Annotated in this window: 12 protein-coding genes and 2 pseudogenes; 6 read left to right on the forward strand and 8 right to left on the reverse strand. The window is 68.3% G+C overall.

The genetic code is table 11. The features are described from left to right. Positions 1–19 precede the first annotated feature (19 nt). The 5 genes from BM536_RS01885 to BM536_RS01905 are packed head-to-tail and all read left to right on the forward strand — an operon-like array spanning position 20 to position 5,055. Positions 20–1,543 carry a type I-E CRISPR-associated protein Cse1/CasA gene (locus tag BM536_RS01885; protein ID WP_245873226.1) on the forward strand — a complete coding sequence of 508 codons (1,524 nt, stop codon included), beginning with the start codon at positions 20–22 and terminating at the stop codon, positions 1,541–1,543. Next, the gene (casB, locus tag BM536_RS01890) at positions 1,540–2,139 is read left to right on the forward strand and encodes a type I-E CRISPR-associated protein Cse2/CasB (RefSeq protein ID WP_073491822.1); all 600 of its coding nucleotides are present in this window, start codon (positions 1,540–1,542) and stop codon (positions 2,137–2,139) included. Before BM536_RS01885 ends, casB begins: the two co-directional genes overlap by 4 nt. Further along, positions 2,136–3,491, forward strand: coding sequence for a type I-E CRISPR-associated protein Cas7/Cse4/CasC (locus BM536_RS01895; protein WP_073491823.1), 1,356 nt, complete (start codon positions 2,136–2,138; stop codon positions 3,489–3,491). Before casB ends, BM536_RS01895 begins: the two co-directional genes overlap by 4 nt. Then, complete coding sequence (gene cas5e, locus BM536_RS01900; protein ID WP_073491824.1) at positions 3,488–4,348, forward strand: type I-E CRISPR-associated protein Cas5/CasD; 861 nt, start codon at positions 3,488–3,490, stop codon at positions 4,346–4,348. Before BM536_RS01895 ends, cas5e begins: the two co-directional genes overlap by 4 nt. Then, complete coding sequence (locus BM536_RS01905; protein WP_245873227.1) at positions 4,345–5,055, forward strand: type I-E CRISPR-associated protein Cas6/Cse3/CasE; 711 nt, start codon at positions 4,345–4,347, stop codon at positions 5,053–5,055. Before cas5e ends, BM536_RS01905 begins: the two co-directional genes overlap by 4 nt. Before the next feature lie 478 nt (positions 5,056–5,533). Here BM536_RS01905 and BM536_RS01910 read toward each other — a convergent pair whose 3' ends face one another. The 4 genes from BM536_RS01910 to BM536_RS01925 all read right to left on the reverse strand — a co-directional run bounded on the left by BM536_RS01910 (position 5,534) and on the right by BM536_RS01925 (position 8,615). Continuing rightward, a complete protein-coding gene (locus BM536_RS01910; RefSeq protein ID WP_073491826.1) occupies positions 5,534–6,517 on the reverse strand; it encodes a phosphotransferase family protein in 984 nt (327 codons plus the stop codon). Positions 6,518–6,618: 101 nt separating this feature from the next. Further along, positions 6,619–7,305 (reverse strand): hypothetical protein, encoded by a 687-nt coding sequence (locus BM536_RS41600; RefSeq protein ID WP_073491827.1) that lies wholly within the window; start codon positions 7,303–7,305, stop codon positions 6,619–6,621. 134 nt (positions 7,306–7,439) lie between these two features. After that, positions 7,440–8,111, reverse strand: a complete 672-nt coding sequence (locus BM536_RS01920; protein ID WP_094102426.1) for an HNH endonuclease family protein — start codon at positions 8,109–8,111, stop codon at positions 7,440–7,442. 186 nt (positions 8,112–8,297) lie between these two features. Further along, positions 8,298–8,615, reverse strand: a complete 318-nt coding sequence (locus BM536_RS01925; protein WP_073491829.1) for a hypothetical protein — start codon at positions 8,613–8,615, stop codon at positions 8,298–8,300. A gap of 574 nt (positions 8,616–9,189) precedes the next feature. On the opposite strand from BM536_RS01925, the gene BM536_RS01930 reads away from it, so the two are divergent. Next, positions 9,190–9,666, forward strand: a complete 477-nt coding sequence (locus BM536_RS01930; RefSeq protein WP_425444593.1) for a lamin tail domain-containing protein — start codon at positions 9,190–9,192, stop codon at positions 9,664–9,666. A gap of 174 nt (positions 9,667–9,840) precedes the next feature. Here the strand turns inward: BM536_RS01930 and BM536_RS01935 are convergent. From BM536_RS01935 to BM536_RS01950, 4 genes and pseudogenes are all read right to left on the reverse strand, one after another. Beyond that, positions 9,841–10,334, reverse strand: a pseudogene (locus BM536_RS01935) (lamin tail domain-containing protein). A gap of 1,048 nt (positions 10,335–11,382) precedes the next feature. Continuing rightward, complete coding sequence (locus BM536_RS44210; protein WP_342748767.1) at positions 11,383–11,715, reverse strand: WbqC family protein; 333 nt, start codon at positions 11,713–11,715, stop codon at positions 11,383–11,385. 112 nt (positions 11,716–11,827) lie between these two features. Continuing rightward, a pseudogene (locus BM536_RS44215) lies at positions 11,828–12,193 on the reverse strand (WbqC family protein); the annotation flags it as partial. Beyond that, positions 12,120–12,785, reverse strand: coding sequence for a YdcF family protein (locus tag BM536_RS01950; RefSeq protein WP_073491833.1), 666 nt, complete (start codon positions 12,783–12,785; stop codon positions 12,120–12,122). The gene BM536_RS01950 and the pseudogene BM536_RS44215, both read right to left, overlap by 74 nt. Between the last annotated feature and the right edge of the window lie 8 nt (positions 12,786–12,793).

The following is a 12,793-nucleotide window of genomic DNA, read 5'->3' on the forward strand; positions in this document are numbered from 1 at the left end:
TACACCTGAAGGAGGTGACGTGGTTCCGTACTGGGATCCCCGCACCCAACCTTGCCTTGCGGCACTGACAACGGCCGGTCTGTCCGCCCGTCTCGGCCTCATCGAGGCATTCGAGAGAGCCGACGACTACCAGGGCGTGGCCGGGCGCCACCCCGGCGAGACCCTCGCCATGCTCGAGCTGCTCAAGGCCGTCTCATACGCGGCCGACGTCTACCCGGAGACCAGCAACGAGTGGCGGACCTGGGTCACCGGCCGCCGACCGTTCACCGACGTCGCCGACTGGCTCAGGCGGCAGCCGGACGAACAATGGAATTTCTTCCACCCGGAGCGGCCGCTGTTCCAGAACGCGTTGCTGGCCCCGTTCATGAGCCAACATGGCGTCGGCACCTCACAGATCGTCATGCAGCACGTCGGCGACTACGTGCAACTTTTCGACCGCCACCACCTCCACCACGGGGAGCCCTTCGCCGCGGCCGATGCATTCGTGGCCGTCATCACCCAGCACGTCTGCGGCAACGGCGGCCGGGGCATGATCCCCGGCAACCTCCTCGGCGCCGCCCTCAACAACCAGGCCATGTGCCGGGGCGGGCAACGGGTCCACGTCACCGCGCTCGGCCGAACCCTCGGCGACACGCTCCGGCTGAGCCTGCACCCCCACGACGGCGATCCCGGCAGCTTCAACTACACCTGGACCGACCGGCCGCGACGCTCCTTCACCGCCAAGCCTGCCGCCCGTTTCCCCGACGGTCCCGCCGACCTGCACAGCATTCTGGGCCGGTCCATCCTCACCCGTCCTGCCCGGCTGCCCGACGGCAGCTGGGGTGTCGACCGTGTCCTCATGGGCGCCGGCGACATCGTGGACCTCACCCATGTCAGCGCTTTCCAGGACGCCGTGATGGAAAAGGGTGCTCCCCTCAAGGCATCCTCCGCGCGGGCCCTGTGGCGAGAAGCCCATTCCCTGTACGCGGCCACCACACGTCGGGAAAAGGGCATGGACCTCTACGGGCGCCTCGCCACGCTGCCCGAAAACCACCGCGCCACCTTGTGGACCGTCGGCCTCCTCGCCAGGCCGGGCAAGCTCATCGCCTGGGTCAACGACGCCTTCCCTTACATTCCCGGCCGCGAGACCGCCCTGCGCCAGGCGTCCGAAGAAGGCTGCGCCATCGCCGAGTACGTCGGCACAGCCCTGGACGACGCCGCCTACGCCGCGTGGCGGATCGCCTACCCGAACTCAAAGCCGGCCGACAAGCAGCAGCAGTTGGCCCGCTTCAAAGCCGCCGGCGAACACTTCGCCGCGACTGAACCCTTGTTCCACGAACTGCTGGACGAGACCGCCGAAGGCGCCCCTGTGCCCGAGGCCCTCACCACCTACGCCACAGAGGTCCGCTCGAACGCCGAACGCTTCCTCACCGAACGACTCCGCTCCCTGCCCCCGAGCAGCCAGGGCCACAAAGCCTCCACCGAAGCCCGCGAACTACTCGAAAGCATCCTCAACAACCCCCGCAAAGCCCCCGCATACCTGAGAAAGGAGCAGGCCGCATGACTCTGCCTCTCTTCGAGACCCCCAACCCCAGCCCCCCACCCGATACTGAACAGACAGCCCCCGCCGCCGGACCCACGGCCACGCCGCAACAACAGTACGTGGCCTGGCTGGGCAGCCTCGTTCACACTCACCAGTACGGCAAGTTGGCCGACCTGCGCCGTCCGGCGACCGCCGAAAGCCCCACGCACTACGAAGCCCGCGCTTATGCGCCCACCGAAGAACACCGGGCCCTGTACCGGCAGGTCGGCTTCCTCTTCGCCCGCTACCACGCAGGCAGAACCAAACCCCACTACGGCTACCGCAGCATGGGCACCGCCATCCGCTCCATCGGCTACGGCGGAGCCCGAGGCCCCTCCAACCCCGGCGCCGAACGCCTCATGATGCGCATTCTCCCGGCCCGACAGATTCCCTGGCGCCACCTCCAGCACGCCATCGAACGCATCCGCGCCGGCGAGACCACACCCCCCTCGTGGGCCCAGCTCATCACCGACCTCACTCAATGGACCGAACGCGGACGCCCCACCGCTCACACGTGGGGTGACGACTTCTACACCCGCCACCGCACCGCCAACCGCACGACCGGAGCCGCCAAGTGAGCATCAGCAAGCCCCAGTACCTGTCCCTGCACGCCCTGGAGACCTTCGCCGCCGCCCTCCCCGTCCGCGACGAAAACGGCCAGCCCAAAGCGTTCGTCTACGGCGGCGCCGAACGTACCGCCATCTCCGCCCAGGCCCGCCGCCGCGCCGAACGCACCCACTCCCGCCACCGCGCCAACCAGGGCGAAGGCCCCCTTGCCTCCTACAGCAGCGGCAGGCGCACCCGTGAATGGGCCCTGTTCACCCGAGACGCCTTGGTGAAGAACTACGACTGGGAAACCGACGAGGCCATCTACGCCGCCAAGGCCGCACTCGAAGGACTCGGCCTGAAGTTCGGCGAGAAGGACTCCACCACCCACCTCACCAAGGTCCTCTTCTACGCACCCGAGGACTCCGGAGACCGAATCGCCGAACACCTCAACACCCACGCCGACGCTTTCCACACGTGGCTGACCAAATACACGGCCGCCAAAACAGAAGCCGCAGCGAAGGAAGAAGCCAAGAAAAACGCGAAGAGCGCCCGAAAGAAGGCCGCCACTCCTGACGCCGACGCACCGGCCGAGCCCGCCACCAAGGACAGCAGGGAAGAGGAAACCAAGGTTCCGCCACTTCCCAAGGAACTCCGCACCGGCATCCTCACCGCCTTCGCCCCCCGCGACGCCATCGACATCACCGTCTTCGGCCGCTTCCTCGCCGAAGTTGCCGAGCTACGCACCGTGGACGGCGCCGCTCAACACTCCTGGGCATTCACCATCGCCCCAGCCGAACACATTGACGATTTCTACGCCGCCGCCGATGACGCCAAGCTCGAACGCCGCGAGAACGCGCTCGACTTCCTCGACGCCGCCGACAACGCCGGCGCGGGTATGACCGGCTATCAGTCACTCATCTCCGGGACCTTCTACCGCCACGCCGCCCTCGACCGGTACAAGCTCCGCGTCAACCTCCGAGCTGCCGGCATGCCCACGGACGAAGCCGAGACCGCCGCCCAGGCCGCCGAAGCGGAATTCATCCAGGCCTTCGTGGACGCCGTCCCCCGCGCCAAGACCAATTCCACTGCATCCACCGGCACGCTCCCCAACCTCGTCCTGGCCCACGAAGGCGCCCGCCCCTACTTCTACGCCGCCGCCTTCCAGCGCCACATCGATGAGACCTCCGACGGGCCGGCCGCCCTCGCCGGCGCCAAAAGGCTCCTCGACCACCACCGCCTCGTCACCACCAAGCGCACCGACGCCACCCCCGGCCGTCTCCTCACCTACGACCTCGACATCCAAGAACTCATCGACCAGCTCGCCGCCGACGGCACTCTCCCCGCCGCCGAGGTCACAACCCTGGAGCAACTCACCGCATGAACACCACCACTCCCCGCGCAAGCAGGGAAGCGGCCACGCTTCTCATCCGCCTCGCAGCCCCCCTCCAAGCCTGGGGCACCTCCGGCGCCTTCGAACGCCGCGCCACACACATGCGGCCCACCAAATCAGCGGTCATTGGCCTCATCGCCGCCGCCCTCGGCCACGACCGCGAAGAACCACTCGGCCAGCTCACCGAACTCCGCTTCGGCGTCCGCGCCGACCGCCCCGGCACCCCCTACCGCGACTTCCACGTAGCGGGCGGAGGCCCCTATCCCTTGCGCCCCCGCGACCTCGTCACCGACCACCACCGCGCCGCCAGAACAACCTCCCTGGAAGACGCCACCGGCCCCCACTTCGGCCAGCACCTCATCGACGGCTGGTACGGAGCCCCCAAGTACATCGAACCCGACCCCGGCACCGGCCACCTCCACACTGCAGCGAAAGCCGTCCTGCGCCACCCCGCCGTCAGCGAACGCTGGTACCTCGCCGACGCAGCTTTCGTCGCCGCCGTCGAACACCACGACACCAGCCTCCTCGACACCATTTCCCACCATCTGGAACATCCCCGCCGACTCCTCTGGCTCGGCCGCAAGTCCTGCCCACCCACCGGCGACCTCTCCGGCGGAGTCCACCCCGGCACCCTCGAACACGCCCTCACTCACGCCCCCCTCCTCCCCGAAGCCACCACCCAACGCCCCTGGGCCTGGATCGACGCGCCCCCCGGCACCCCCCGCGCCACCCCCACAGACGACCAACCCGTCACCTTCCACCCCGACCACCGCACCCACGCCACCCGCTGGGAAACCCGCACCCGCATCACGCCGACCCCGAGCATCGAATGGACGCCCACCCCGTGAGCACACCCACGCGCTTCGTCGCCACTCAAAGTGTCCTCACCCTCGACACCCGCCATCCCGACGTCATCCGCTCCATGAACGACGTCCACGACATGCACCGCCTCGTCATGAGCGGCCACCGAGGCTGGGTGCCCGAAGGTGAAGACGACGCCCGCTCACAGATGGGTCTACTCTCCGCCTGGACGGTCAACCTGCGCACCCAGACCCTGACCCTCATCACCCAGGCCCGTGTCACCCCCGACTGGACCCCCGTCCCGCGCACCGCGCTCCTGCAAGCCCCCCACCTGATCAAAGTCGACCAGACCATCAAGGCCGGCGACACCTACACCTTCCGCGCAATCATCAACCCCATCCGGGCCGTCATGCCCACCACCGGCCCGAAGAAGGGCCAACGCGGACGACGCATGGCCAGCACGTCCCCCCGCCACGCAGCCGAGTGGTTCACGCAGCGCCTCCAAGCCGAAGGCGAGCCCCCCATCGGGCCATCCGGCATCAAGCGGATCGGGGCCGACGCTGATCCCACCCGCATCACGACCACAATGCTGCCGCCACTCGTCTCCACCGAGAAGAACGGCCTGAAGGTCGTCCGAGCCGAAGTCCGAGGACAGCTCACTGTCACCGACCCAGCCACCTTCGTCCATACCCTCACCGAAGGTCTAGGGAAAGCTCGCTCCTACGGAGTTGGCCTCGTCCTCGTACGTAAGTAATATCCACACCGCGGACTCCCCGATTCCGGCCGGACATATTCTCCGCGCCTCCAGCGGAGATCGGCCAGATGCACACGAAGACATCGACCGATTCCCCGCGCAGGCAGGGACCACCACCAACCCGTGTTCGATCCCGTACGGGAATGATCCACCAGGTTGATCGAGGAAGCCCGACACGATCGGCTGTGCGCCCCTACCGCAGGGATGGTCTCCTGAACGCGCTGGCGGGTCCTCGACCTCGGCTGCTCCCCGCCACCCACGGAGATGGCCCCGACATCGACGAACCGGTCCGCAAACGGCTGGTCCCCTGCGCCCGCGGGGATGGTCCCGCTGCGGACAGCGGTACAGCCCTGGCCGGACTGCAGGGCGAGGCCCGGCGACGGCTGCCCACCGCGCACCTGCTGCGCAGAGTCGCCGTCACCGCTGTACGAAGCTGAGCAAGGCGTACCGCTCTTCCAGGGTGTGGGATGCGGTGTTGTCAGGTCAGCTGGCTCAGAACGGTGGCCATAGAGTCGTACGTGCTGTGGACGCCGTCGGTGTTGTGGAGGCGGTGGCGCTCCAGTCGGATCGCGCCCAGATGCCGCGCCTCGTAGACGAGTGCCCGCCAGGCATCGGCCGAAGTGGCGGCGCGGGGCCCGTAGGTGTCCCAGAACGCCGTGCGCTCGTCCTGCTTGGCGCTGGCCATGCGGATGGTCCAGTCGGCAGCCGGGTCGCCGAACAGGGTCCGGTCCAGGTCGAGTACACCGCTGATCACCGGAGTGGGTGCGGCGGCGAGCATCGTGTTGACGGTCCACAGGTCGCCCGTGAGCAGCCGGGGTTGGGTGATCTCGTCCAGGACCTTGCGGTGCTCGGAGGCGAGGTCGGCGACCTTGCGCACGTCGGCGGCGTCCAGGCTGACGGAGTTGACGTCGTCGGCGATGGCGGAGAGGGAGGCGATGACGGCTGCACTCCAGGTGGGATGGCCGGGTCCGGCGACGTGGCCGAAGTGCGGGCCCCGTACGGCATGGACGTCCTTCGCGATCGTGCCGAGCTGGGCGAAGTAGCCCGGCCACAGGGTGCGGGGGTAGTCGCCGAGGCGGTCGGGGGCGGGCGCTCCGTCGAGGTGGCTCTGCACCATCCAGTCCCGGCCTGTGATCTCCTGCGACCAGTCGGCGAACAGCACCCGCGGAATCAGGTCCGCGATGGGAGCGAGGTAGGGCACGGTCGCGTACTCGTTGCGCATCAGCTGGTACTCGGAGACGAACTGGCGTCCCGGGGCCGGGGCGATGCGCAGGATGACTGGTGCACCCAGGCCGTTGGCGGCGATCCGGTAGGTGGTGTTGTACATGCCGCCGCCCAGCTCCACCGCCGAGGTGACCTGCACGGTGGAGCCGAAGGCGCGACGGCACATCGCCTGGATGTCGTCGGCCGTGACGGACTGCTGGAAGGCATCGGGCTCGCGGGGGATGGGTCGAAAGTCCATGACGCTCCTTATACGGCCTCGGTCAGACGGTGCCGGGTCGGTCATCGTCTACTCGCCGTGGGCACGATCGGGGTGCCCCCCAGTCCTTCTGCCGGCCGGTTTCACCGAGGCTGACTGTCGCAGTCGATGGAGCCGTCAGGTCCGGTGTGGGGTTCGAAGCAGCCGGCATGTGCCGCATCCTCGGCATATGACCCGTCGGCCGGGGTGGCGTGCCGGGCCAGGAAGGCACCGGCATGGGCGGCGGCTTGGATCCGGTTTCCGTAGGGTTCCTTGGCCTGGCCGCTGGTGCCGTCGGCGCCGGTGGCTTCCCAGATGAAGCCGCCCTCGTCGGGGAGTTGGTTGATCTCGGCGAGGCCTCCGTCGAGCCGCAGCTCGAACGATGCCGCTTCTCCGCTGGTGTCGTCGGGCCTGCGTACGGCGCCGGGCCAGCGCAGCCTCGCGGCCTGCTTGGTGATCCCCCAGGCAGCCCCGAGCTGGGCGTAGCTGGCTCCGGTCCCGCCGGCGGTACGCGCCGCACGGTCAGCGAGCCTCCTGACGATGCCCTCGATCTCGTGAAGGGCGTACAGATGGGCGAGTTGCCAGTCCGGCGAGAGCGCGGTGCCGTTGGGGACTTCCTGTCCGTCGGCGCGGTAGGCGGATTCCCGTGTGGAGATCGCACGGGCCATTTCCTGGGCAGCTTCCGCCACCTGGTCCTGCAGGCGAAGAATTTCGTCGTCGATGGGCGCCCGGTACGGGGGCTCCCGGAAGGTCATGACGTCGCGCCAGAAGTCGTTCAGAGAGGATTCCATAGCGACAAGAGTACTTGTCGGCAGGTTCGTCGACAAGTGAAATTGTCGACAGCTTCGATCATTTAGCTGTGCCTGCGCACGGGCGTGCCCGTAGCGCTGCGGCTGCCGATCAGGTGAGGCGACCTGATGTCCGGTCAGCGGGCGCGGGTGACCTCGATGGGGGTGTTGGGGCAGTCGACGAGGATGCTGGTGAGCGCGCCCTGTTCGGTGGTGTCGATGGCGAGGCCCCAGCGGGTCTTCACCGCGATCCAGTCAGTGGCGTAGGTGCAGCGATATCCGGTGGCCGGGGGCTGCCAGGTGGCCGGGTCCTGGTCGGCCTTGGACCGGTTGGAGGCAGCCGACACCGCGATCAGCGCGCGGGTGTCACCGAGGTCATTGGCGTACGCCTCCCGCTCACCGGCGCTCCAGCCAGAGGCCCCGGAGCCCCAGGCTTCGGCCAGCGGAACCATGTGGTCGATGTCCAAGGCGCGGGCGACGGTGAAGTAGGTGTCGTCATAGGGGGAGTACCAGGATCCGCCGGCCAGCAGGCACCTCGTCCCCTGTTCGGGTGCGGTGACGGCCTCTTCGAGGAGGACCTCGTTGCGGGTGGAGCAGCCGTCGTGGTCGGCGTCGGTCCAGTGCCGGAACTTGGTGCGCTCGTATCCGGTGCGGTCCTCGTCGCGGACCGGGAGTGCGGCCAGGGCGTCGTCGACGGGCAGGGTGACGGTGTCGCCGGGGGCGGCGGCGTGTGCGGTGGCCGGGGTGAACAGCGCGGCGAGCACGGAGAACACGGCTGCGGCGGCGACGGCGGCGCGGGTGGGGCGCATCAGGGGTTCCCTCCGGAGATCACGAACAGTCGGTGATCTTCGTAGTGGTCCTGACCGCGTTCCGTCCTGCCTTCGGCGGTTGCTTCACCCGTGCGGACGGCAGGTCAGTGTCTGCAGAGGCTTCTCGGGTGTGCGCCCGGGCTCGCGATGGACGGGGGAGGGATAGGGCAGCTGCAGTTGGTGGGTTCACGCGGTGTGGTGGAGCCAGCGTTGGAGGGTGGCGTTGATGCCGGCCGGCAGGCTGCTGAGTTGGTCGATGGCGTCGCGGTCTTCGGGGCGTGGCGGGATGCCGGCTGCGGTCAGTGCTGCGTGCAGGTCGAGGCGGTGCCGGTCGCGTGGGTCGATGGTGTAGCTGAGCCGTTCGGCGGGGTTGGGCGGTGCCAGCAGGTAGTCCGTGTCGAGGTAGGTGTGGACAGGGGCGGGCCAGTAGTCGCCGGTGGTGTCGACAGCGTAGGGGTCGACGTATGCGTAGGGCGCGTGGTGCTCGAGGGCGGTGGTGCTCATGGGGATCTCCTCGCCAGCGGCGTGCGGTTGTGCCGTTGGGGAGTCGCGCGGACCTCGTGGTGGTTGCGGCCGGAGGTGGATGTCATGCCGTTGGCGTCATCGGCGGCTCATCGTCTGGTCCGACGAGCGGCCCAGGCCGCGGGACCGAGACGGTGTCGGTGATGACGCACGTGACGGTCCCAGAGACGGCGAGCTCAAGGCCTCCAATGCCTTCGGTCATGTCCGCGCCTGGGAGGGGCACCTGCGCCGCTGTTACGCACTTTCGGGTGAGGGTCTGGCCGCGGCTGGGGTGGCGTAGCGGAGTTGCTGAGGCGGAGGGGTCAGGGCGGCCAAGGCTCTGTCTGCCAACAAACCGTCAACATGGTGCATCCATGTCATATATGAACATTGCATGTGAGTGTCACAGCAATGTGGGTGATTCGTAACGAGGTGCGCGTAACGCGTTCACCTTTTGTGCACAGTGGCCAGGGTGTGAGTGCGCGGCCGATCGGCCGCCACCCGCACATCGCACCAACCAACCTCCACCACGACAATGTCGGCGTGGGGGAGGGGTGCCCGTACTGCAGGGGGCCTTGTGTCTTCTTCCGCTTTCACCGCTCGTCGCCTGGCTGCCGCCTCGCTCGCTGCCGCCGCTGTCGTCGGAGCGGTGGCGCTGCCGGCGTCGGCCGCAGACCGTACGCCGGACCGGCCCAAGGTAGAGATCAGCGCCGTTCAGTACGACGCGCCGGGCCGGGACACCCGCACCAACCGTTCGCTGAACAAGGAATGGGTGGAGCTGACCAACACCACCCGCCGCGCCGTCAACCTGGACGGCTGGACGCTGTCGGACGCGGACGGCCACACCTACACCTTCGACCACTACCGCCTCGCCGGCCGCGCCACGGTGCGCATCCACACCGGCGAGGGCCGCGACACTCGCACCGACCTCTACCAGGACCGCAGCTGGCACATCTGGGACAACCGCTCCGACGCCGCCACTCTGCGCAACCACCACGACCGCATCGTCGACAAGGAGTCCTGGGGCCCCCGCCACCACGGCGGCCACCGCTGACACCACCCCCGGGCACAGCTGACTGACGCGTAAGTCCACCGGCCCGCACAGGCAGCGGCGCGCCCGCCCCTCATTCCGGGGGGCGGGCGCGCTGCTCACCTGCAGGGGGGTGGGTGAACACGGAAGTGCCCTCCTCCGGATGGCCGGGAAGGGCACAGGGCTGTCTGGGGCTGGTTAGCCGTGGTAGTTGATGTAGCCGTTGCCGTCGGGGTCGTTGGCGCGCTTGGTGTAGGAGTGGACGTCGGCCTTGGCGCCGCCGGGCTTGAGGAGGTAGATGGTGTCCTTGTCGTTGTTCCAGATGAAGTTGCAGTTCTGGCGGTAGACGACGTTGCCGGCGTCGGAGTTGGTGCCCTTGCCGCCGCGGAGCTTGACGTAGTCGCCGGGCTCGAGGGTGTGGTTGGCGGTGAAGGTGTACTTGTTGCCGGCGGCGTCCTTGACGACGTAGCCCTTGAGGTTGACCTTCGCGGTGCGCGAGTAGTTCTTGATGGTCAGGTACTCGTTCTTGGTGTTGCCGCCGGAGCACCGGTTGGAGTCGGTGCCGGGGGCGTCGTACTGGACGCCCTTGACCTTCAGCGCGGACGTGTATTCGGCGGCCTGGGCCGGCCGGCGGTGACGGCGGCGACCGAGACGGCCGCGGCAACGGCGGCCAGCGCGTGGCGCATACGCATGAGGAATCCCCCCTCAGTGGTGCGAATAGAGCGCACGGAGCATACCGAATGTGATCAGTAGATGGTGACAGTGTGTGTAGATCGTGAAGAGTCGACGTTCAGGCCCACCCGGCAAACCGGCCCTGACCCGTGCCGTCGGCGGAATCGTGCTGGACCAGTGGCCGGACATCGCGACCGCTGCCTTCCCAGACCTGCCCGACCACGTCGGTTCTTCCAGCCCTGGCCCGCGCCGTACTGACCCAGGCGCGCCCCGTAAGCCCGGAGTGCGGCCGGCCTCACGGCGAGGCCGCCACCTCGGACTGCTTCTGCGGTAGCCACGCCATGCACTCGAGTCGTCCCGGACGATGCGCCGGCCGCGATCGAGGCGGGACCCGCCCTGAGCGCCGCCGCGAAGCCACGCCACCCGCGCTGCCGCCCTGCGACGGGCCGGTCATGAGCGGGCCGCCGGGAGCGTCGGACCGTGAGAGCATCACGTTCAGGCTAGGCATGGGCCGCCCACAGGCCCCGTCGAAGTAAGGACGGACACCGCGGTGCCTCGCTGCCCGGACAGCACTCCGGCCGACCCTCATGCCGTACCGGAAGCCGATCCGGAGGCGGGGGCCATACCTGTGCTGCCCCGGTCTGGTCACGTCGATCAGGACCGGGCCCTCGGCATCGGGTTCCGTCCACACCTCGCGGATACCGACCGTCTCGGCCAACAGGCGCAAGGCCGCTCCGCCGAGCGAGTCGTCCTGTTCCTCCGGCTCCGCCTCCGCGAGGACGAAGGCGCTTTCGTGCCGCAGAGGGAGGACGCGGTCGCGTTCATCGACGACGACCGCACCCGCCGTCACGAGGGGGCAGCGCCGGCTGTGGGTACGGGTCCCGTGCTGAGCGTGGTCGCGGGCGGCGTCATAGACCGGCATCAGTGCCATCTGCTCGCCAGGGTGCTCGGAGAGGTAGTGGGACAGCTCCCGGACGAACGAAGATCTTGCCAGGGTCCGATGAAGCCGTACGCGGCTGAGCAAATTCCTCTTCCCCTCGAGGGTTGGGGAGCTACAGATAAGAATGCTCAGACGGTCGTCGCCAGCGCGGTTTGGGCCGCGGCGACGGCTTGCAGTCGCCCCGCCACGGCGGTGGGGCCGAGCGTCGCCAGGGCCCACACGACAGTGATCCGGTGGCCGGAAGCCCAAACCCCGGCAGGCGGAGTCAGGAACGGGGTGATGGCGATCCCCTGAGTCATGAAAGGGGCCATGTCCAGATACTTCATGCCGCCGGTTCCGCAGAGATACGAGCGTGCGCCGACGGCGGTGGTGAGGTCGGTGAGCCGCTGGGACCGGCCCGGCCTGGAGCGAAGGTCGCTGCTGCGGAGGATCTGGCCCTTCCAGCCGAGGAGGTCCAGCAAGATCCGGGGTGGACGTCTCGGCGACGGCTGCGGTCCGGCTGCTGCCGAAGGCGGCCGCCATCGGCTCCAGCGCCTGGGCGAGGGTGGGCCAGTGCGGGCTGGCTCCGTAGTACTGCTGAAGCATGGCCGTGCTTCGGCGAAGGGCAAGGTCGGGGTCAACTATCAGGGCATCACGGATGAGTGTCTGTCGGCCCTGGGGCAGGTGAGTCGGGATCGACATCCACCGTGATGCCTGTGCGTCTCCGGGGGCCGCGAGGGGGGCGCGGTGCTGGTAGTCGCGGCGGGTGAACTGGACGTCGTCGAGGACGATCCAGGTATCCGCCGCGAACAGTTTGGCCAGTGTCGTCAGCCGAGGGAACAGATTGGGCTGGTGGATGGCACACAGCCTCCCGGGAACTGGGACGTCAGGAGATGAGGCGGCTGGTGAAGCCGTCGTGGATGAGGGATTCGTACGCGTCATGCACGTCCTCCGGGACATCCTGGGGGATGGCGAACCCGTTCTTCGGATATTCGATCACCCGCTGGAGATCACCGACGAGCATGTCGAGGACGAGCTTCTCGTCGCCGATGCTCTTAAGGTAGTCGTCCAGCTCGAGCGGCTCCGAGGCACAGATGATCTCGACCTCGGGCCACAGCTTGCGGGCGGTGGCGAAGGACCGTCGCTCCATATACGGCTTGGAGACCAAAAGGACGGTCTTCGGGGTGATGCCGTTCGCGGCCAGGAGTTCTCGGCTGAGGGTGATGCTCTGGCCGGTGTTGGCGGCGTTCGGCTCGACGAGGATCGCGTCGTCGGGGACGCCGAGTTCGAGGGCGTGCTCGCGGAAGTGGACGGCCTCGCCGCGAGGGAACACCTTGGCGGTGGTGGGGCTGTTGCCGCCGGTGAACACGAGGACCGGGAACAGGCCGGTGCGATAGAGGTCGGCGGTGGCCGCGGCGACTCCGAGGTCGTGGCTGCCCAGTCCGATTGCGACGTCCACCGGGGCCAGGCCGTGGCCCATCTGGTGGTAGTCCCAGATCAGCTTGGCCTTGTGCCACTGGTCCTCGGTGATCGTCTGCTGGATGCACGTCACGCGATCTT

The sequence above is a fragment of the Streptomyces phaeoluteigriseus genome (assembly GCF_001896135.2).
In the GTDB taxonomy this organism is placed as follows: Bacteria; Actinomycetota; Actinomycetes; order Streptomycetales; family Streptomycetaceae; genus Streptomyces; species Streptomyces phaeoluteigriseus.

Excerpts from the sequence above, each read along its gene's own strand:
- casB (WP_073491822.1), top strand. The coding sequence starts at position 1,540 with ATGACTCTGCCTCTCTTCGAGACCCCCAACCCCAGCCCCCCACCCGAT.
- cas5e (WP_073491824.1), top strand. The coding sequence starts at position 3,488 with ATGAACACCACCACTCCCCGCGCAAGCAGGGAAGCGGCCACGCTTCTC.
- BM536_RS01910 (WP_073491826.1), bottom strand. The coding sequence starts at position 6,517 with ATGGACTTTCGACCCATCCCCCGCGAGCCCGATGCCTTCCAGCAGTCC.
- BM536_RS41600 (WP_073491827.1), bottom strand. The coding sequence starts at position 7,305 with ATGGAATCCTCTCTGAACGACTTCTGGCGCGACGTCATGACCTTCCGG.
- BM536_RS01920 (WP_094102426.1), bottom strand. The coding sequence starts at position 8,111 with ATGCGCCCCACCCGCGCCGCCGTCGCCGCCGCAGCCGTGTTCTCCGTG.
- BM536_RS01925 (WP_073491829.1), bottom strand. The coding sequence starts at position 8,615 with ATGAGCACCACCGCCCTCGAGCACCACGCGCCCTACGCATACGTCGAC.